This window comes from Pedobacter borealis DSM 19626 (assembly GCF_000708285.2).
Classification (GTDB): Bacteria; Bacteroidota; Bacteroidia; order Sphingobacteriales; family Sphingobacteriaceae; genus Pedobacter; species Pedobacter borealis.
Window position 1 is genome coordinate 14,872 of record NZ_JAUG01000045.1, and the last position, 22,422, is coordinate 37,293.

14 protein-coding genes are annotated in these 22,422 nt (G+C 40.0%); 9 read left to right on the forward strand and 5 right to left on the reverse strand.

Going from position 1 to position 22,422, the window contains the following annotated elements:
* Positions 1-2: 2 nt before the first annotated feature.
* The 8 genes from AW17_RS13450 to AW17_RS13485 all read left to right on the forward strand — a co-directional run bounded on the left by AW17_RS13450 (position 3) and on the right by AW17_RS13485 (position 12,890).
* Positions 3-1,907, forward strand: a complete 1,905-nt coding sequence (locus AW17_RS13450; RefSeq protein ID WP_029277219.1) for a RagB/SusD family nutrient uptake outer membrane protein — start codon at positions 3-5, stop codon at positions 1,905-1,907.
* A gap of 14 nt (positions 1,908-1,921) precedes the next feature.
* Entirely contained in the window at positions 1,922-2,623 is a 702-nt protein-coding gene (locus AW17_RS13455; protein WP_029277220.1) for a DUF3823 domain-containing protein, read from the forward strand.
* A 380-nt stretch (positions 2,624-3,003) separates the two neighbouring features.
* Positions 3,004-3,981: a glycoside hydrolase family 43 protein gene (locus AW17_RS13460; protein WP_029277221.1), complete on the forward strand. Its 978-nt coding sequence runs from the start codon at positions 3,004-3,006 to the stop codon at positions 3,979-3,981.
* Positions 3,982-4,055: 74 nt separating this feature from the next.
* Positions 4,056-5,138, forward strand: coding sequence for a glycoside hydrolase family 43 protein (locus AW17_RS13465; protein WP_245235066.1), 1,083 nt, complete (start codon positions 4,056-4,058; stop codon positions 5,136-5,138).
* Positions 5,139-5,155: 17 nt separating this feature from the next.
* Positions 5,156-6,235 carry a glycoside hydrolase 5 family protein gene (locus AW17_RS13470; RefSeq protein ID WP_029277224.1) on the forward strand — a complete coding sequence of 360 codons (1,080 nt, stop codon included), beginning with the start codon at positions 5,156-5,158 and terminating at the stop codon, positions 6,233-6,235.
* A 342-nt stretch (positions 6,236-6,577) separates the two neighbouring features.
* Positions 6,578-8,431: a glycoside hydrolase family 2 protein gene (locus AW17_RS13475; RefSeq protein WP_029277226.1), complete on the forward strand. Its 1,854-nt coding sequence runs from the start codon at positions 6,578-6,580 to the stop codon at positions 8,429-8,431.
* Between the two features lie 600 nt (positions 8,432-9,031).
* Positions 9,032-9,562, forward strand: coding sequence for a GNAT family N-acetyltransferase (locus AW17_RS13480; protein ID WP_029277228.1), 531 nt, complete (start codon positions 9,032-9,034; stop codon positions 9,560-9,562).
* A 220-nt stretch (positions 9,563-9,782) separates the two neighbouring features.
* A complete protein-coding gene (locus tag AW17_RS13485) occupies positions 9,783-12,890 on the forward strand; it encodes a DUF5107 domain-containing protein (RefSeq protein ID WP_036669896.1) in 3,108 nt (1,035 codons plus the stop codon).
* A 57-nt stretch (positions 12,891-12,947) separates the two neighbouring features.
* Here the strand turns inward: AW17_RS13485 and AW17_RS13490 are convergent, their stop codons facing one another.
* The 5 genes from AW17_RS13490 to AW17_RS13510 form a co-directional block, all read right to left on the reverse strand.
* Entirely contained in the window at positions 12,948-13,769 is an 822-nt protein-coding gene (locus AW17_RS13490; protein ID WP_029277232.1) for an MOSC domain-containing protein, read from the reverse strand.
* Between the two features lie 90 nt (positions 13,770-13,859).
* Complete coding sequence (locus tag AW17_RS13495) at positions 13,860-14,972, reverse strand: Fic family protein (protein WP_029277233.1); 1,113 nt, start codon at positions 14,970-14,972, stop codon at positions 13,860-13,862.
* Between the two features lie 231 nt (positions 14,973-15,203).
* Positions 15,204-17,564, reverse strand: coding sequence for a mechanosensitive ion channel family protein (locus tag AW17_RS13500; RefSeq protein ID WP_051691831.1), 2,361 nt, complete (start codon positions 17,562-17,564; stop codon positions 15,204-15,206).
* A gap of 663 nt (positions 17,565-18,227) precedes the next feature.
* Positions 18,228-18,827, reverse strand: coding sequence for a GIN domain-containing protein (locus AW17_RS13505; RefSeq protein WP_051691832.1), 600 nt, complete (start codon positions 18,825-18,827; stop codon positions 18,228-18,230).
* Between the two features lie 369 nt (positions 18,828-19,196).
* Positions 19,197-19,946: a Crp/Fnr family transcriptional regulator gene (locus tag AW17_RS13510; RefSeq protein ID WP_245235067.1), complete on the reverse strand. Its 750-nt coding sequence runs from the start codon at positions 19,944-19,946 to the stop codon at positions 19,197-19,199.
* A gap of 142 nt (positions 19,947-20,088) precedes the next feature.
* Here AW17_RS13510 and AW17_RS13515 point away from each other — a divergent pair, with 142 nt between their 5' ends.
* Positions 20,089-21,960 (forward strand): chloride channel protein, encoded by a 1,872-nt coding sequence (locus AW17_RS13515; RefSeq protein ID WP_083488712.1) that lies wholly within the window; start codon positions 20,089-20,091, stop codon positions 21,958-21,960.
* The last annotated feature ends 462 nt before the right edge of the window (positions 21,961-22,422 follow it).

A 22,422-nucleotide genomic window follows, 5' to 3' on the forward strand; every position in this document is an offset into this window, starting at 1 on the left:
AAATGAAAAAATATATATACGCATTTGCTGCCATTGCATGTTTAAGTTTTGCGCAGTCGTGTAAAAAAGATTCGGAGTTTTTAGATAAACAGCCAACCAGTACCCTGCCCATTGATGCAGTATGGAAAGACCCCAACCTGGTGCTTACTGTTGTTGGCGATCTTTATGACCGTTACCCGGATTATCAGACCATTGAAGCATGGTGGGCTTTTACCGATTTTGATGAGGGTTTTGCCTCAGCCAGTGGTGATTATGGTCGCCACCAGAATTTAGAATACGGATACGATGCATGGAGATATTGGGATATGGGCGTTTACAGGCTGGTGAACGACCTGAATCTGTTTATTAAACGTGGGCAAGAAGCGACCGCTTTAAAAGCCGAAGACCGCGACCGTTTTTTAGCTGAGGCGCGTTTTATCAGGGCTGGTGTTTATTTCGAGATGGTAAAAAGAATGGGCGGTGTTCCGCTGATTACTGTCCCCCTGGCTTATGATTATAGCGGAGATCCAAGTTACCTGCAATATCCAAGGGCAAAGGAATCTGAAATTTACGATTTTGTGATTGCTGAACTGGAAGCCGTTAAAACCATACTTCCTGATAATGCAACTGTACAAAGCAGGGCTACAAAAGCTGCGGCCCTGGCTATGGAATCGAGAGCTGCGCTTTATGCAGGTTCTATTGCCAAATATAGCAATGCCCAATTAACCCTTCCAGGTGGAGAGGTTGGCATTCCTGCTGCAATGGCCAATGGTTATTTTACCAAAGCCTTAAATGCTGCTAAAGAAATTATCGATGGCGGTAAATATTCGCTTTATAAAAAGAACCCTAATTTATCCGATAATTTTGCAGCCCTTTTTACCGATAAGGGTAGTAACCCAGAGGTGATATTTGCAAAGGATTTTAAATTGAAAACCAATAAAGCTCATGGTTTTACAATCGATAACCAACCGCGTTCTTCTGCCGAGGAAGCACAGGGCGGAAGATTGAACCCCTCATTAAATCTGGTGCAGTCTTTTGAAAAACTAGACAATACCTATGCCTCATTAGCCTCCGTGGATGGCAGCGGAAACCCGGTTTATTATACCAATATTACCGATATTTTTGCTGGCCGCGATGCACGTTTGGCCGGTACTGTAATTCTCCCTGGAACACAGTTTAAAGGAAAAACGGTTGATATATGGGCGGGCTATCAATTGGGGAATGGCACCATTATCACAGGAGATGATTTCGGGCAGAGCAAAAAAGAGGTACTGCCAGATAATCCGGCATCGGTACAAGTGGTTGGAAGAGATGGCCCTGTTGATGGTTTAGAATTCAGCGCACAATCAGGATTTTACGTGCGTAAATATTTAGATCCGGCTACAGGTTCAGGTCAGATAGGTACCCGTAGCGATGTATGGTGGGTACGTTACCGTTATGCAGAAGTATTGTTAAATGCTGCAGAAGCCGCTTTTGAATTGGGCGATGCAGCTACTGCAGCCAATTATATTAAACCGGTAAGAGACCGTGCAGGATTAACCACAGCACTAAGTCCGGCCGATATTACCTTCGATCGTATCGTACACGAACGTAAAGTAGAATTTGCTTTTGAAGGACATCAGCTTTGGGATATGAAACGTTGGAGACTGGCTGATAAAGTATGGAACGGCAACAATATGTCGGTTGCTGATTTTACCAATGCCAGTAATATCGGTAGTGCAACACGCACCAGTACACAGGTGTTTGGCTTGTGGCCATATAAATACTATAATCCGGGCAATGCAAATCATTTAAAGTATATTTTTAAAGTGATTAAACCTAGCCGTGTAACTGCAGCGCACCGCTTCCGTATCGGTAATTACTACTCTTCTATCGGGCAGGATGTACTTAATGGCAACCCGAAAATTATCAGAAACCCTAATCAATAATCAATTATATAGACATGAAAAATAGATTTTATTTCATCATAGGGGCAATTATAGCTGTGTTTTTCTCCTCTTGTAAAAAGGATAATTACGAAGCACCTGCGGCCGATTTTACAGGAAGGATCGTTTATAAAGGCGAAGCAATCAATGTGCAATACGGTCAGGTAAATTTCGAACTTTGGCAGTCGGGCTTTGGCAACTACTCCGCATTAAACGTAAATGTTAGTCAGGATGGCAATTACTCCGCTAAGTTATTTGATGGGAACTACAAACTGGTTTTTTCACCAAACCAGGGACCGTTTTTGTGGAAAAAGAATGCCGCAGGTAAACAAGATACCATCGCGGTAAATATTAGCGGTAACAAGGTGATGGATATTGAAGTAATGCCTTATTACATGATCCGTGGCGCTAGTTTAACCGCAGCTTCCGGAAAAGTGAACGGATTCTGTAAATTGGAAAAAATCATCACCGATGCCAATGCAAAAGATATAGAAAGTGTATCACTGTATATCAACAAAACACAGTTTGTAGATGGAGGTAATAACATTGCGACACAACAACTTACGGGTGCAGCACTTGCCGACCTGAATAACTTAAATATGAGTGTAAGCATCCCCACAATTGTACCGACACAAAATTATGTTTTTGCCAGGATAGGGGTCAAAATTGCAGGAGTAGATGACCTGGTTTTTACACCTGTAACCAAAATAAGTTTTTAAAATGGGTAGGTGTTTTAAAAGTTAAATCTAATAGAATTTGTCACGTTGTCCAAAGGACTCCTACGGAGAGCTTGTCGAAACGCTTTAATAATAATATTTAAAACAGTCCTTCGACAAGCGATCATTGACAGATTTCAATATAAGTGTCGTCATTGCGAGGAGGAACGACGAAGCAATCTTTCATGCTAGCAATTTCTGCTATAAAGATTGCTTCGTCGGCTGAAAAAGCCTTCTCGCAATGACGACACTTCGAGGTTATTCATTCTCTTAAAACTATGTCAATAATATTGATTTTTATAAAATAAATTATTTCTCAGGATGGCATTTATACCATGAACATTCTGGCTTATCAATACCTTACCCTTAGCAAATCATATTAAATGAAATACCTTTTCGCCTTTTTTTTATGCTTCTTCGTATTTTTTATTGGTAAAAAGGTGTTTGCTAAGCAACTAAACGACACCCTTTATCTGGCCGATCCAACGATTTTTTTGGATGGCGGCGTCTATTATTTATATGGCACAAGTAGCGATGAAGGCTTTCTGGTTTATTCATCCAGCGACCTTAAAAACTGGACTAAACCGACCGGAAAAAATAAAGGATTTGCATTAAAAAAGGGCGATGCCTTTGGGAGCAAGGGTTTTTGGGCGCCTCAGGTATTTAAAAGAGGCAAAACTTATTTTATGGCCTATACTGCCGATGAGCAGATTGCCATTGCGCATAGTAATAGCCCGGCAGGGCCTTTTGTCCAGGAAGAATTAAAAGCAATTTCAGGCACAGGCAAGCAGATCGACCCTTTTGTATTTACCGATACAGATGGAAAAAATTACCTCTACCATGTAAAACTCGATCATGGCAACAGGATTTTTGTAGCACAACTGAAAGATGATTTTTCTGATGTAATCCCTGAAACAACAAAATTTTGTTTATCAGGAACAGCAGCCTGGGAAAATACAGCGAAAACCGATTGGCCGGTAACCGAAGGGCCAACGGTAATCAAAAAGGAAAATCTTTACTATCTTTTTTATTCGGCTAATGATTTCAGAAATCCTGATTATGCAGTGGGTTATGCTACCTCAACCTCAGCTACCGGACCATGGATAAAGTATCAGGACAACCCGATTATCAGTAAAAAGGTATTGAAAATAAACGGCACCGGGCATGGCGATTTCTTTATGGATAAAAGCGGAGCATTACAATATGTTTTTCATACCCATCATTCAAATCATAAAGTATCGCCAAGAGCTACGGCTATAATCAAAGCTGCCTTTATAAAAGAGAAAAATGGAGGTTTTCGCATGCAGATCAACCCTCAAAGTTTTCGGTTTTTAATGCAAAGCGCAGCAAAGATTAATTGATTGCATTTGTAGAAATATTGAGATAAAAATAGGCCGATTTAAGAAAATAAATCACTTTTTTTAAAGATTAAGGAATGCTGCAGATCAAAAAATATAAAAGACGTAAGAATTTAAAAATGAATGCTTTGAAAATGAGATATCTGCTTGTCGCATTGTGCCTATTATACGTAACAGGTTTACATGCACAAACATTTACCAATCCTTTATTGCCATCGGGTGCCGATCCATATAGCTTTTATAAAGATGGTTATTATTACTATACCCATACTACCGGAAACCGTGTAGATCTTTGGAAAACCAAAACCCTGGATGGTTTAAAAGATGCGGAGCGGAAAACCATTTGGCGTGCACCTGCAGGAACCATGTACGGTAAAGAAATCTGGGCACCAGAAGTGATGTTTTTAAAGGACAAATGGTACGCTTATTTTGCCGCCGATGATGGGAAGAATGATAACCACCGCATGTATGTTTTAGAAAATGCCTCGGCCGACCCAATGAAAGGCGAGTGGGTATTTAAAGGCAAAATTACCGATCCGACTGATAAATGGGCCATTGATGGAGATGTGATCGATTTTAAAGGCCAGTTGTATATGATCTGGTCTGGATGGGAGGGAGATGAAAATGGCAAGCAGGAAATTTTCATCGCCAAACTTAAAAACCCTTGGACAGTAGCGGGGAAACGAGTAAAGATTTCTACACCTAAATTTAGCTGGGAAAAAATCGGAGACCTTGGCGGAGGGGCGCATGTGGATGTAAACGAAGGGCCTCAGTTTTTGCCGCATGGTGATAAAATATTTATCATTTATTCGGCCAGTGGCTGCTGGACAGATTTTTATGCTTTGGGTATGCTTTCAGCTTCGGCTAAAAGCAATCTGCTCGATCCTGCTTCCTGGACAAAAACAGATCAACCTGTTTTTCAGCAATCGCCAAAAGACGGCGTTTATGCGCCTGGCCATAACTCATTTTTTTCTTCACCAGATGGAAAAGAAGACTGGATCCTATATCACGCCAATGATAAACCGGGCCAGGGTTGCGGAGGTTTCCGCTCGCCCCGGGCCCAAAAGTTCAGCTGGAATGCCGATGGGACACCAAATTTCGGAACTCCGGTAAAAGCAGGTTTGAACTTAGCTTCACCATCAAACCACAATAAAAACTAAATCAGATAAATGCCGATATGAACTTAAAAAACTACGCGCTACTTGCTGTCTTGAGCTTTAACATCAGCTTGGGTTTTGCGCAAAAAACAAAAAAAAGTGCTGAGCCTGCAAAGGTTTGGTCGATAGAAAAAGCCAATGCCTGGTACAAGGAACATAAATGGTTAACAGGTGCCAACTACATTCCTTCCAATGCAATTAACCAGCTAGAAATGTGGCAGGCCGATACTTTTTCACCCGATCTGATCGATAAAGAACTGGGCTGGGCAGAAGGAATCGGTTTTAATACACTGCGCGTATTCCTGTTCAGTAAAGCCTGGAGTCAGGATCCTGAAGGTTTTAAAAAGAGAATGGACCAATTTTTAACCATTACCCAAAAACATGGTATTAAACCAATGTTTGTTTTTTTCGACGATTGCTGGAATAAAACTTCGGCCATTGGTAAACAGCCCGAGCCTAAAACGGGTATTCACAATTCGGGCTGGTTGCAAGATCCCGGCGATCCGGCTTTTAAAGAGGAAGCCAATTTCCCGGAGCTCGAAAAATATGTAAAAGATGTACTTACTCATTTTGCACACGATAAAAGAATTTTACTTTGGGACTTATACAATGAACCCGGAAACAGTGGAAAGTTAGAGGCAACCATTCCTTTGTTAACCAAAACCATTAGCTGGGCAAGGTCGGTTAATCCCGATCAGCCGATTTCTATCGGATTGTGGAGCTGGGGTTTCGAAAAGCTTAACGAAATACAGCTGGCCAACTCAGATATTGTAACCTACCATAACTATGAGGCACCAGATTGGCACCAAAGAACCATCGATCTGTTAAAAGCCAGCGGCCGGCCATTAATCTGTACCGAATATATGGCCAGATCGCGCAATAGCCGTTTCGCTAACATTTTACCGATGCTAAAAAACGAAAATGTAGGCGCCATTAACTGGGGGTTTGCTGCGGGTAAAACCAACACCAAATATGCATGGGATACCCCGCTTGCCGATGGATCTGATCCGATTGAGTGGTTTCACGAAATCTTTCAGCCCGATGGCACCCCGTACCGCCTGGATGAAGTTAACCTGATTAAAAAACTTAACAGCAAATAAATTATTATTAGTAGGGAGATAATTTATTGTATAAAAATCAATATAAATGGCAGAAGATTAGCAAATTGTAGGGTAGGAGGCATCGTCATTGCGAGAAGGTTTTTTCAGCCGACGAAGCAATCTTACAACGATCGCTATTAGCGTGCGCATTAAGATTGCTTCGTTCCTCGCAATGACGACCTTTCTATAAGAATCTGCCCTTGATAGCCTGTCGAAGGTCAATCCTTATAGTGAAGGTCTTCGGCAAACTCTCCGAAGGAGTCATTTGGACAGACTGACACCAGTTAATACTTAAGTTAACACATTTGACGAAACCCAACTTTAACACACAAATTTAAACCAATGAACAAAAAAGTATCCATCCTTTTCTCGCTTATGGGACTCTCGCTTTCCCTTTCTGCGCAGCAGCAGGACAAATCGTGGTCGATGGTAAAAGGGAAAATCTCTTCACCATGGGCCCAGGAAGTTAATCCTAAAAATGTATTGCCGGAATATCCGCGGCCACAGTTTGAGCGTGGCGGTAACTGGAAAAACCTCAACGGACTTTGGGATTATGCCATTTCCGGAAAATCACAACAGCCGGCAATCAATCAGGGTAAAATCCTTGTGCCTTTTGCGGTAGAATCTTCACTTTCGGGTGTTGGTAAAACAGTAGGTAAAGATAGCTTGCTGTGGTATAAAACCAGCTTTACTGTGCCTGCAAACATGAAAGGCAAAGAAATTTTGCTTCATTTTGGTGCGGTTGACTGGAGAAGTACGGTGAGCATCAACGGTAAAGAGGTGGGTAAACATGAAGGCGGTTTCGATCCTTTCAGTTTTAATATTACGCCGTTTTTAAACAAGAGTGGAAACCAGACTTTAACCGTAGAAGTTTGGGACCCGACGGATGAAGGCCCTCAGCCAAGGGGCAAACAGGTAAGAAAGCCAGAGGGCATCTGGTATACCCCGGTAACGGGTATCTGGCAAACGGTGTGGATCGAGGCGGTAAACAAAATACATATCGATCATATTAAAATAACGCCTGATATCGATCAGCAAACCGTAGCGGTTACCCCATTTTTAACAGGTGCCGGTGCAGGAGATCAGGTTAAGGTTTCGGCATGGGATGGTACGATCAAAGTGGCTGAGCAGACCGCAGATGGCACTGGCGCAATCAGTTTAAAAATTGCGGATCCTAAACTTTGGAATACTAAAAACCCATTTTTATATGACCTGAAAGTTGAGTTGATCTCTAAAAATAAAAAGGTTGATGAGGTGAAAAGTTATTTTGCCATGCGCAAAACCTCAATCGGCAAAGATCAGAACGGTATTCAGCGCATGCTCTTAAACAACGAATTTGTTTTCCAGTATGGTCCCTTAGATCAGGGTTGGTGGCCAGATGGACTTTATACTGCACCAACAGATGCCGCTTTAAAGTTCGATATAGATAAAACCAAAGAAATGGGTTTTAATATGATCAGAAAACACATTAAAGTAGAGCCCGCACGTTGGTATTACTACTGCGATAAAGCAGGTATGCTGGTTTGGCAGGATATGCCAAGCGGCGACCTGGGTAACGGCTGGGAAAACCGCCCAGGTATTTTAGACCATGGATCGGATAAAAACAGAAGTGCCGAATCTGAAGGATATTACAAAAAAGAATGGAATGCCATTATCGATGCACTTTATAATGTGCCTTCTATTGTAGTATGGACACCTTTCAATGAGGCCTGGGGGCAGTTTAAAACAGTAGAAATTGCCAAATGGACAAAAGAGAAAGATCCTTCAAGATTAGTGAATACGGCCAGTGGAGGTAATTTTTATCCGGTTGGCGATATTATCGACCTGCACAATTACCCACATCCGGCTATGCCTAGTCCTGATTATTTTGGAAAAGACTATGCCCTTGTACTGGGTGAGTTTGGTGGGCTTGGCTTGCCGATTGATGGCCATGTGTGGCAACAGAAAAATAACTGGGGTTATCAGAGTTTTAAAAACAAAACCGATTTGTTTAATAAATACGCCCAGTTTACGAAACGTTTAGCCGAATTAATCCCATTAGGGCTTTCTGCCGGAGTGTATACTCAAACTACCGATGTTGAAGTAGAAACCAACGGCTTGATGACCTATGATAGAAAAGATATCAAGTTTTCTGAAGCACAGATGAAAGCTTTGCACGATAAGCTTTATCAGATAAATGTATCGGTAAAGCAATAGCAGTAGGGTTATCGCTTTTCGTATGCTCAGCATAAAAAGGCGCTGCAATTGTATCTGTAGATTAGACAGAATACCATTGACAGATCCCATAAGAAAGGTCGTCATTGCGAGGAGGAACGACGAAGCAATCTTTCATGCTAGTGATCCTTGCGGTAAAGATTGCTTCGTCGGCTGAAAGAGCCTTCTCGCAATGACGATTCTATTTTTATGATACAACTTCAATGATTTTATTATTGTAAATGAGTTTTTTTATTTGTCCGTAACCGAAAGGGTACTTTGTAAAGGGCCAGGAAATATGCTAATATTTGTTTACCCCTTCTGTACCTGTTGTTTACCCTTTCTCTATACCAAGTTAACCCCAGGTTAACCCTTTGGTTACCTTTTCTTTACCTTTTGGTTACCTAAAAGGTAAAGCCAGGCCCTGCTTTGGGGCTTTCTTCCGTGAGTCGGGGCCGATGCTCCCTGCCAGCAAGTACCTTTAAGCGGTAATTAGTTATATTTGCCTTGTACTGATCGAGAAACTTTAATTCATATGAAAAAATCGTTATCTTCCGCTAGATAATAATCTTGACTGCAGCAATTCTTCCTTAAGTTATCCAGATGAAACAACTCGATTTTTCCACTTTCCCTGTACTCGAAACCGACAGATTGGTCCTTCGCAGACTTTCGTTGGAAGATGCTGCGGTAATTTATCAATTGCGTTCGGATGTTGAAGTGGCTGATTTAACGGGTAAGGCGCCCTTTCTTCATATTAACGAAGCCATTGCGTACATCAATAAAATTGATAACCTGATCAATAATGATGAATCTATATACTGGGTTGCTACTTATAAGGGTGATGCCGCAATGATAGGTGCTGCCTGCCTCTGGAATTTTGATATCCAGAATGAGACTGTGGAAATGGGATATGAGTTGCTTCCTGAGTTTCAGGGTAAAGGTATCATGGTAGAGATTATTACCTGTATACTCAGGTACGCATTTGAGGTGATGGGCATTAAAACAATTGTTGCTATCGTATCCAATGACAACCGGCCTTCTGTGAAACTACTTGAAAAAATGGGATTTGAAATTTCGCCAGGCGATTACCAAAATACAGGTTTGCTCACCTATGTTCTTACTTCACGGGGTTAGATTTGGCTGTTGGCCCCCACAGATTAATTGTTAGAAAAAAACAGTTCTCGGGTTTGTTTAGAATACGATAAAATAAGAATGAAATTCTATCTTAGTTAAGTTCAACCAAAAAGGCTTAAAAGGAGTCAGAATTAACTATTTGCAACAGTCGATCTAGTCATATACTTGCGAAGAGATGTTTCAATAGTCGTTCAGGTTATTTCATCACATAAAGGTTACAATGAAAAAATATTTATACTTCGCTTTTTTAATCTGTTTAGTTACAATCAATGCTTCTGGTCAGGAGGCTGCCAGTATCCGCGAATATAAGAAGGCATTTAAAACTTATCCCTTTTCTGATCCTAATCCAATTCCTTCATTTACACATATTTATCCTTATTTCCGCTATGATGGATTTACCGATAAACCCGTACAAAAAGAATGGAAAGTTATTGAACTGGAAAATGCCTATTTAAAACTGACCATATTGCCGGAGATAGGAGGAAAGATATGGTCGGCAATCGAAAAATCTACAGGAAAATCTTTCGTTTACGATAACCATGTGGTGAAATTTAGGGATATCGCTATGCGTGGCCCCTGGACCAGCGGTGGAATTGAACCAAACTATGGCATTATGGGGCATACACCCAATACAGTAACGCCAGTGAACTATTTGACTAGAAAAAATGACGACGGCAGTGTAAGCTGTTTTATTGGTGTACTGGATCTGTTAACACGGACAAACTGGACAATGGAGATTAACTTGCCTAAAGATAAATCATATTTCACAACGAAGTCTTTCTGGTTTAACTCAACACCTATTGAGCAACCCTATTACCATTGGATGAATACTGGTATAAAAGTGAGTGGAAATTTAGAGTATATTTATCCGGGGACCCATTATCTTGGGCATGAAGGTGAGCATAGCGACTGGCCAATAAATAAAGCGAATGGCAAAGACATTTCTTTTTACGACAACAATAATTTTGGAGGTTATAAATCTTACCATGTATTCGGCAAATACACCGATTTTTTTGGCGCATACTGGCACGATGACGATTTTGGAATAGCGAGATATTCTGGTCACGACGATAAGGCGGGTAAAAAGATCTGGATCTGGGGACTCTCAGAACAGGGCATGATATGGGAAAAGCTATTAACCGATACAGATGGTCAATATTCTGAAATTCAATCGGGAAGATTATTCAATCAAACTGCCGATAAGAGTACGTTTACACCCTTTAAACATAAAAGTTTTTCACCAGGTGCTGCTGATTTATGGACAGAATACTGGTATCCTGTTTTAAAAACGAAAGGTTTTGTAAAAGCCAACGAATACGGCGCATTGAATGTGAAACATGAAAATGGCTGGTTGAAAATTTATTTTAGCCCTGTACAGCAGATTTCAGATACCTTGAAGGTGAGACAGGGAGAAAAAAATATTTACAGTAAAAGAATTGAGATTACACCACCGAGAACTTTCATTGATTCCATAAAAATGGATATGAATCAGGGAGATCTGGTATTTACATTAGGCGATAATAAGCTGATTTATGAATCTAAGCCAGATGCCTATAACTTGAGCCGCCCGCTCGAGGCGCCCAAAGATTTTAACTGGAATTCGGGCTATGGCCTTTATATGCAAGGCAAAGCATTAATGGATCAGAAAATGTACGCAGCTGCAGAAGAAAAATTGAAGACATCGTTAGCTAAAGAACCTAATTTTTTGCCTGCGTTGGTTAAAATGGCCGAATTAATGTACCGGAATATGCGGTATGCCGAGGCCTTAAGATTGATAAAGCAAGCATTAAGTATGGATACGAACGATGGTGCTGCTAATTACTATTATGGCATCATCAATGCAGAGCTGGGACATGTGATCGATGCTAAAGACGGTTTTGATATCGCAAGTTTGTCTGTTGAATACCGGAGTGCAGCTTATAATGGATTATGTAAATTATACCTAACAGAAAAAAACTGGAACAAAGCATTAGAATATGCGGGCAAAGCCATTGATTATAACCGGTTTGATATTGCGGCGTTACAGGTAAAGGCTATCGCCCTTCGCTATCAAGGTAAAAATGCTAAACAGGTATTGGATACAATTTTGTCTTTCGATCCACTTAATCATTTCGTGCGTTTCGAGAAATACCTGGCAAAGCCTTCAGCAGACAACAAAACTGCATTCACTTCAATGATACGGGATGAGCAGCCAACCGAAACCTTTTTAGAATTGGCTGTTAACTATTACAAGAATGGGCGTTATAATGAATGTGAAAAAGTATTGAGATTGGCACCAGCAAATGCGCTAGTGAATTATTGGCTGGCATTTTTGCAGCATAAAAAAGGACTGTCTTTTTCTCTGCCATTAGATCAGGCTGATTCTACCTCTCCGGCATTTGTATTCCCATTCCGGTCAGAAGACCATGAAGTATTATTGTGGGCAGTACAGAACAGCAACAGTTGGAAACCAAAATATTACCTTGCGCTTTTATATAAAGACAGGAATAATATTTCTGAAAGTAAAAAGCTCTTTACAGCATGTGGTGATCGGCCAGACTTTGCCCCTTTTTATGCGGCACGGGCTGCTATGGTAATGGGCAACACAGATTTAGCAGACCTTAAAAAGGCAATTGCATTAGACAAAGATGATTGGCGCTACATTAAACTATTGGGCGATTATTACATTAGCCACAAACAGAATGCGCTGATGGTCATTGAGCCTTATTATCATGCACACAAAGAAAACTATATCATCGGAATGTTGTATGCAAAAGCACTGTTGCTTAATAAGGATTATCGGAAATGTGCTGAACTTTTATCAAAAATCAATATCCTGCCATTTGAGGGGGCTACAATCGGGCGCGAATTATACCGGGAGGCAGAACTCATGCAGGCAATTGAAAGGATACAACAGAAAGATTATACTACCGCAATAACCTTCATTAATGAGGCGAAAAATTGGCCGTTGAACTTAGGTGTAGGTAAACCCTATCCTGAAAACCTGGACGAGCGTTTAGAAGATTGGATGAGTTACTTGTGCTTTAAGCGTATGGGGAAAAATGCAGCTGCACAAGCGTCTTTACAAAAGATTATTCAGTTCAAATCTAAAACAGAGAATACTGTAAATAATTTTATCCCTTCCAATCATCTGGTAACGGCCTGGACGCTCGAAAAACTTGGCAAAAGAGCCGATGCCAGCAAATGGTTAACAGCACAGGTTAAACAATATCCAAACGATAAAATATTGAAATGGTGCAAGGCCGTATTCGAAAATGAACAACTACCGAAAACGGATATCGATGATGCCGGAGTACGCTTATTGGAAAAGTTAAAACAGTTTAAGTAAAACCTATATACGCCAATAAAAATGAGCCAAAGGTAAATAAGGGGTTTAAGGAAAAGGTTAATTATTTCCCTTCCAATCTTTAACTTTCAACTCATCGCCAACTTTTATGGTACCTAGGTGATGATGGAGGAGGTTCTGTCCGAACATGATTTTTTTACCTACTGTGCGGTAACTGGCCAGCGTTCGTAATGGCTCTTGTCCTTTCTCACCGGTTTGTTGATCGATGGTAATGAGCACACACCTCGCACATGGTTTTACAGCCGAAAATGAAACCTCACCGAGGTGAAAAGTTTTAAAACTATCCTCAACATGTGGCTCCCCGCCCGTAAAAACAAAATTTGGGCGGAAACGGTCCATTCGGATTGGATCGGCAAGTTTTTCATTAAGCCCATTAAGCGACGATTGGCCGATAAGCAGGCAGGGATAACCATCGGCAAAACTAACCACTTCATCATTCGAAGCATAATCCCGATCTACCAATCTTTTTTCAGTTAAAGGCATTTTTACCAATCTAACCTTAAATTTTAAGAAATTAGAAAACCAATCGCTTACGGTTTTATTTACTTCAAGCGCAGTGACGGTATCGTTCCATATTACAACAGATAGCTGTTCTCCCGTATCTTCATCCAAAGAAAATGATATGTTTTGCTCAGGTAATGTTTTATGGGAAACAGTTAATTTACCATCCCCAATATTCACCTGAAGCTTTGCCAGTTCAAAATGTTTACGTTGGGTAATAAATATACCTTCTGCATCAACAAGCATCCATCTTCTGTCATATTGCAAGCCTTTTTCTTCAAGCTGTGCTTTTTCAAGACGGATGCCGCCCAAAGATTTGATAGGATAAATATTGATTTCAGAAAGGATAAATTTGCTCATGCTTTAAAGATAAATCACTTTTTTGATTTATCCCACTGGTTTGGACAAAATGAAAAGTCATTGTTCTTCAATACGGTTTAAAGTGTTTTTTTATCCCTTCAAAATTTGAATAAGATCATCATTAATATAAAATACTTCTCTACCATCTTTAGCTGCACTCACTATTTTTGCATCTTCAAGTTCTCTGAAGTATTTAGTAAGTGTCGTTCTTGAGCTAACGCCAAGCAGGTCTCCAATAAATTTAGGTCTAATATAGGGCTGGCTGAAAATAGCTTCATTAATTTCTTTATTATACCATTTGATCTTGGATTTTCCATAAGATAGGGTGGCTTCCATCTGATTCAGGATACTTATGATTAACTGGTTGGTTAATACAGCAGTTTTTTCTACAGCATCAAGCATATATAGGAGCCATGGTTTCCATGCCCCCCTCTGGGTAACTACCCCTAGGTGATAATAATAATCATCTTTGTTTAGGATAATGTATTTGGACAGATATAATATAGGTTGTTGTAATAAATCTTTGTTGACTAAATATAAAAGGTTTAAAATTCTTCCAGTTCTTCCATTTCCATCGGTGAATGGATGTATTGCTTCAAATTGATAGTGGGCGATGCACATTTTTATCAGTGGGTCTGATGGGTACTTATTATCATCGTTTAGATATTCAATCAAATTGTCCATTTTTGCTTCAATTATTCCCTCTCCTCTAGGTGGGGTATATACAATCTCGCCTGATCTAAATTGACTTTGCCCTCTTCTGATCACTGTTAAACTTTGTTGGGGCCTAAAACTTGCCGTCGTATTTTTAATCTGTCTAAATGTACTGATGATACAATCCTTATCTATTTTTCCATTCATTAAAATCAGTTTATACCCTTCCCAAAGTGCCTCTCGGTACCTTAATACCTCTTTGGTTGCCGGCTTAATGTTATCTTCTCTAAGTGTATCTGAAACGGCCTTATATAATTCATCTTCTGTGGTGAATATATTTTCAATCGCAGTTGAGGTTTGTGCTTCCTGTAGTGCAATAGTGTTGACTAACATTGTTGGATTGGGCAAGCGATGAAGGCTACTATTTGTTGTAGCCAATGCTCTTGAAGCTGTTACTAATTTTTTTAAAATATCTATATCCTCCTCAATACTTTCTAAGGGAGGTAAGAGTGGGAGATCATTGAAAGGACGTGTTCTATCATATACCATAAATGTTCATTTTTATTATATACTTAAGTATATGTGTATAATATTGGTTGTTAATGGACATACTTCGACTATGTGTTCATATTTTATGAAATATTTGAACATATCACAAAAATATATAATATTTTGAACAGAAAGATATAATGTGTTCATTTTTTTAAAAAAAATGAACACATTATATCTTTTGGTATCGAATTACTGGTTTTATAATTCTTTTAGTTTATGATATTGGAATTATAAAATTTCGATGTTCTTCTGTTCAAATGCCTCAAATATCTGTGCATTGATCATACTCCGTGTCAGATCAGCTTTAGAAATATCCTTGCACCAGAAATAAATATTGATGGTACTGTTCAGCTTACTCACCGGGCTGATTATAATAATAGGTTCTTTGCTGATAAAAACATTGCTGTTCTCTACAATAATTTCTCTGATCAGGTTTACCACTTCAGTAGAATTAAAGGGTTTTGCAATCAATAAAGAAATATCTACCCGCATCTGGTTGTTACTCAGTGTCCAGTTGATGATGTTGTTCGATAAAATAGAACCGTTAGGGATAATGATTTCGGCGCCTTCGTCGCTAAGTAAGGTACTGGAGCGTACGCCGATTTCCTTTACTCTTCCTTTTTTATTGCTCAGCTCCACAATGTCGCCAATTCGGATGGTTTTATCAAAAATAAGGATAATCCCCGATACAAAATTGCTTACAATATTCTGTAAGCCCAACCCAATCCCCACACCCAGTGCACCCAGGATAACCGTGATTTTATCAATTGGCAGTCCGGAGGCAGCAACAGCGATTAAAAAACCGCCAATTAATAATATCAAACGGGTTACGAGTAATTTCGAACGCTCTCCTTTGTTATCATCAAAACTGTCGTCGCCCGTATCGCCAAAGAAATAAGCAATGTATTTCTGCAAAAAGTTGGCAACCCAGATAATGCCCAAAAACAATACGATGCCGCCAAAGGTAAAAGAGAAGTTGCCTATGGTTCTTTTTTCGGTGAGGATTTCCATTATCGATTCGTATAGTCCATTAAAAATATTCAGGTTGGTGGTAAATATGACGAACCAGATAATGGTAGCACCAACGCCGCTTAGCCTTTTAAGTCCGGTAATTACGGGCTGCCAATCAAAATACTCAGGAAATCCTTTACGGATCCTGCTGCTTTTCATCTGTAACAAAAAGGCCTCTACCAATACTTTGGCCAGGATGGTTAGCGATATGGCATTTAAAAGCGAGCTTACCCCGGTAGAATAAAAAATCTGCGTGAGGGTAAAGCGGCCAAATAGATTACAAAAGGTGGCAATGATGGCAAAGCCAACGTAAATAAAACCCGTGGTGAGGATCATTCTGTATCTTTTGGTTTTCTCATCAAGCATTTTCCATACCATAATGCCATAGGCAACGGAGCTGGTGGTTAAGAACAGCAGCAACCAACGCTGGTATCTTGGTGGCATACCCAAAAGGCGTAAGAAAACCGGAGCAAGAAGAAGTACCACAAATATGCACCAATAGTAAAACAATTTTGAACCTAGCTTTTTGCGGAAAAATACAGTGAGCAAAATGGCCAGAATAAGCTCAACAGCTTCGATGTAAAGTGCGGGCGCCCTCAGATCGAATATAGGGGCCAATGCAAAGAGCATGATAAAAGTAATTAAATAAGGCTGCGGACTGACCAATGAAAAACCATCAAGGGTTTCTAAACGGCCCCGCTGTTTTACGCTTCTAAAATTGAAAAATACCCAAAAGAAGAATATGGTACAGGTAAAAAGTAATAACAATCGGCTGCTTCTGGTGTACACAAAATAATAGCCCGATATTTCTTGTTCTCCTTTAATAAACCTTCGGAAGCCCATGCTTTTATTGGCCCGTCTGTTTACCGTTTCCCACAAATAACGGCGCTCTTTACCAAAAGCTTTAATGCTTACGGCATCGAGCTGACTATCGGTATGGTACATCAATTCTTTAATATTGATGAGGTTAGAAGAGGTTCTGGCCTGCAGGTTGTTGATTGATAAAGTAGTCGTTTTAAGTAGACTATCCATCACTATACGTTTCTTCTTTAATTCTGCAAACTGCTCTTTAAACATAACCTGTATGGCAGGTACCGTAAATACTTTAATCAGTACGGTATCTTTACGCAGGTTAAGAATTTCTGTTTTTAAAGCCCGCAACTCCTTTTCATATTCATCAAGGTCTGACAAACAATCTTTATTATTGCTCTGTAGTTCTTCTAGCAGGGTTTGATCCATCTGCAGGTTTTGCAGGTTAGGGGATCTGTCGCTTTGCGCTAACCTGCTTTTAAGCAATGCCAGTGCAGCTTCATCCTGTGTTAAATGTGCTTCTATGGGCTTAAGTTTCTTAAATGAGCCAACGGTAACCGGAACTTTGTTTACGGTTTCAAATACTTTTTCCAGGTGCGCAAGATAATCGCCTTTGGTCAATGTAGCAGAATCTGAAAGAATAGATACATCCTGCCCCTTATCTACAGGCTTATCTTTCTGCGCAAACACAGGGCCAGAAAAAAATAAGATAAGGAGTAAAGATATTAAGTTCCGTATGGCTGGGTAAAAAGAATTTCGTGTTATCATTGAGCTTAAGCAGTATTGAATATTATCCTTTATGGGAATATAGGTTTTCAAAAATAGGTATTCGGATTGATTTTTTAATCAGAACGCAAGCACTACAGGATTATGGGTATGCTTTTAATACTTCGCAAGGACGACCTTTCTTATGGGATCGGTGAATGGTAGGGTTAATTTATTATATAAATCAATATTAATAACAGGAGATTTTAAGGAGATAAAGGCGCTAGAAATACCGTCATTTCCGTAGTGTTCCAAAGAAACTCCTTTGGAGGAGAAATCTTTTAAATTAATTTCAATAATTTGCTTCAAAGATCTCTACGCTCCGCATTGCTTTGGTCGAGATGACGCTGATTTTTAGAATCTGTAATTGATAGCCTGTCGAAGGACCTATTTACATGTCTCGAAAGACGTTTCGACAAGCTCTCCGTAGGAGTCCTTTGGACAACGTGACAACTCAAACGGGGCCACAACCTATAATACGGCCTTTTACATAAGTAAAAACATATCATTTTAAACAGGCGCTTAATATTTGTTGTTTGCTGAGAGAAAATATTTTGATGGGGGGTATAAATTTAGGCCATTAAATATTAATCCCTTGGTTGTCTCAATGCAACAAAAAAAGGGCTGCAAAATATTTTTGCAGCCCTTTTCAATATTGTTATTAACTTATTTTGCTAATGAGGCAGTTTGCTCTGTACCGGTTACTGGTGAACTCATTTGTGTTTTCAATGCTGCAAATCTGTCTAGATTCAATTTTGGTGTGCTTCCCATTACTAAAGTATGTTCTCCTGTAGCGCCACTTAATTTTAAATCTGCTCGGCCTTCAATTACAGTATATAAACTTTCTGTATCTGAATCGATTTCTGCAACCGCATTTCCTTTTAAGAATAACTGAAGATATTTAGTATTCAATTTGCCCGCTGTTTTTACTACGGCATTTTCAGAAGCCTGTACTCTGGAAATATTTTTTACATAAACTGTAATCTTAGCCGTATTTCTATCTACTGAACTGATTTTTAATGCATATCCATCTTGGATCACTTTTACTTTACCAGTGTTATCATCATTGTAGCTCACACTTTCTTTTTCCCCTTGTATCAACGTAATTTCTACATTGCCACTTACAATAACCTGGCTGATGTTTTTAGGTGCCGATATTTTGATTGGCTGTTTCTCGCCTGCCATTACACTTGTTGAGAAAATAGCAGAAGTTAAAACGATAGCTGCTAATACTGATTTTGTTAGGGTTTTGATTGAGGTTTTCATTATGCTGTTATTTATATTTTTTAATTAATATTTTGTGATTGTTTTGTAGATAAGACACCACCAGGGTCAAAACGTTGCAGCAGAAAACCCTCAATTATACCAACACAGCTTAATTCTCGACGAACGGGTTTAAAAATCGGGCGAAAAAGAGTTCATTTTAGGGATGAAAATGAATCGTCATCCCGACCGTGGTGTTCCAAAGGAATTTCTTTGGAGGAGAGATCTTTTAATGTAGTCTAAAGATCTCTCCACTGCGCGTTGCTCCGGTCGTGATGACGATTTTTCTATTGGGTTCTGTCAATGGTAAGTTATTATCGAGATGATGCCGATTTTTAGAATCTGTCAGTGGTAGGAAGATTGTCCTGAAAATCAATTTTTTTTGTTGTCGTCCGATACTACTTCTTTTAGAAATGAGGTGTCTAATACCTTGATTCTTTTTCCCTGTGTGGTTATCTTTCCTGTATTGATGAATTCTGTGAAAACCTTGAACAGTGTTTCATAGGTGGTTCCTGAGTAAGAGGCAATATCCTGACGGGATATATCGAGTTCTATTGCTCCGTTGTTGTCGGTGCCGAATTGCGATTGTAAGGAAAGGATGGCATTAGAAATCCTGCCTTTTACCGACATGTGGGCCAGATTGCGCATCCGTTCATGCGACTCCTGAAGCTCGGAAGCGAAAAAGTCCATTAGTTGATAAGTAAGGTCGGGATTTACCTTTAAGCTTGATCTAAAGAATTCCAGATCGATAAAGCATACCATTGCCTGTTCAAGTGCCGTGGCTGAAACAGGATAGGTTGGGTTTTTTCCGAGTCCAAGATGGCCGATAACATCTCCTTGTGTTGCAAACCTGATAATGAGCTCCTTTTCATTGTCCCACTTTTTATGAACTTTGATCGTTCCTGAAAAGACGAAAAAAATGCCTCCCACCGGTTGAGCTTCTGTGAACAACTGTTCCCCCTTTTTTAACTGAAAATTTTTCTTCTTCTGAGCAATTGCGGGTAGCCAATCTACCATTACACGGCTGCACAGATAGCAGCTTTTTACATCACACACATTGTTGCACTCTTTCATCGGATAGGTCTTGCTTGGCGCAAAAATACAACTAATATTTAAATACAATGTTTTGTTATTAAATATTGTTTATAATATATTATTTTTGTATTTATTTGTTTGTTTTGTTTTGAATATATTGTTTGAAATATATTTTGTATTTTATTTTATTGTTTTTTATTTCTACTTTTGCTGCATTCTAAAAGGAAAAATGAATAACACAAAAAATATCATACCGATATCACCGGCTTTGGGCATATTCGGTAAGAAAAAAATAGGGAAGAACAACGAAAAAAGTTCGAAGAGGCGCCTTTTATTTATCTCTATGTTGTCTGTAGGAGTTGCTGTCGGGATTTCCCTGATAGCTAAGGTTCTCGTGTCCCTGATCAATCTGGTTACAAACATATCTTTCTATCAGCAGTTTGAATTTGGTTTTCATAGCCCTGCCGGTAATCATTTGGGTTTAATGGTAATTGTTATTCCTATTATCGGTGGTGTTATCGTTGGACTGATGGCACTTTATGGTTCCAAGGCGATCAGGGGGCATGGGATTCCGGAGGCAATGGAGCAGGTACTCACCAATCAGAGCAGGATCAAACCTTCAATAGCAATTTTAAAACCCGTTTCTTCAGCGATTGCAATAGGTACCGGTGGTCCTTTTGGGGCAGAAGGACCCATTATTGCAACAGGCGGCGCATTGGGCTCAACCCTTGGGCAGTTGTTTGCCGTAAGTTCCAATGAACGGAAGATCATCCTTGCTGCAGGGGCAACAGCGGGGATGTCTGCTATATTCGGTACGCCATTGGCAGCGGTTTTTCTGGCAATTGAGCTATTATTGTTTGAGTTTTCTCCCAAGTCGATTATTCCAGTAGCACTGGCCTGTATTACTGGTGCTGCGGGGCATCATCTTCTTTTTGAGCAGGGGCCGGTTTTTCCGATGCCAATACTTTCGGCTCCCTCAAATGCAGCCCTTGGCATATATAGTTTCATCGGTATACTTGTTGGTTTTGCATCACTCGCGCTGACCAAGATTGTGTATTTTATTGAGGATGCTTTTGAGAAAATCCCGGTTCACTGGATGTGGTGGCCGGCCATAGGAGGACTAGCGGTTGGTATAGTCGGTTATTTCGCACCCCGTACCCTCGGAGTAGGATATGATAATATTATTTCGCTTTTAAGCGGACAGCTTTCTATTTCGGTTATCCTTTCCTTATGCCTCTTTAAATTTATATCCTGGGCCATTGCCCTGGGCAGTGGAACCTCGGGAGGGACATTGGCACCATTGATGACCATTGGCGGAGCCAGCGGTGCTGCGACGGGATATCTATTGCATTCCTTTTTTCCGGGGCTGGATATCAGTATACCAATGTCGGCACTGGTAGGAATGTCTGCTATGTTTGCAGGAGCCTCGAGGGCCTATCTTACCAGTATCCTTTTTGCGCTCGAATCTACTCATCAGATCCATGGACTGCTTCCCCTTCTGGGTGCCTGCTCTGGAGCATATCTCATTTCTGTATTTTTTATGAAAAACACAATCATGACAGAAAAGATTGCGCGCAGGGGGGTACATACACCCGATAGTTACGAACCTGACCTATTGTTAAAACTACGGGTTTCAGAGGTAATGGACCGTAATCAGGTCTTTATCAGTCCTTATAACACCATTGCTGAGGTAAGAGAATATTTTGTGAAAAATCTTCCAGGGGAAAACCAGTATGCGGTTAAAGAGCCTAAAGGGGATTGCCTGGGGACGGTTTCTATGCTGGATCTTTTCCAGCCTTCACTTGATACAGCAAAAGAAATCATGGCAATTACCAAATCTGTAAACGGCCGGGTTAAAACTAACGACTACTTAAAAAAGGCAGTGGAACTGATGTCTCAAAACGGGAACGATTTTCTGATGGTATTTAGCAGTAAGGCTGAAAACGCTTTTGCAGGACTGCTCAGCTATAAGGATGTGGTTAAGGCCTATCATGTAAATCACGAAAAGGAAAGTACGGTCGGCCGGAACCTCTCGCTGGACAGGCAAGCGAAAAAAATCATTGTTAGGGGCAAAAGGATAATGGCTGACAGAAGGCTTTAAACATATTTATTAAAAATCAATGTTATGAAAAATGCAAGTTATTGTATGATGATTGCTGGTATAATTGTGCTGGTTATCGCTTTCTCTACCACCGGACATCTCAATTCGGTAAATCCCGTAGATTCTCACCCCTGGACCATTAATATCAATGGGATACGTTCATTTGCATGGCCGGAATTCTGCGGAGGACTGTTGATTGTCCTGGGTGGAATTTTCAATATCGCGACATGGCACCAAAAAAAATACCGAATGCACTGATTTCTGTATGTTATCATTCTAATAACCTGAGTTTGATAATTATTTGCTGAAAATTATATCTTATTTACGCCTAATCCCGCTTTATCGTCCTGCTGAATTTATTTCAGCATCTTTTTAGCGTGAAAGACCCTGAAATAAATTCAGGGTGACGACCGTCTTAACAGAAAACTTGATTAAAACGCCACAAAATGAGATTTAATAATC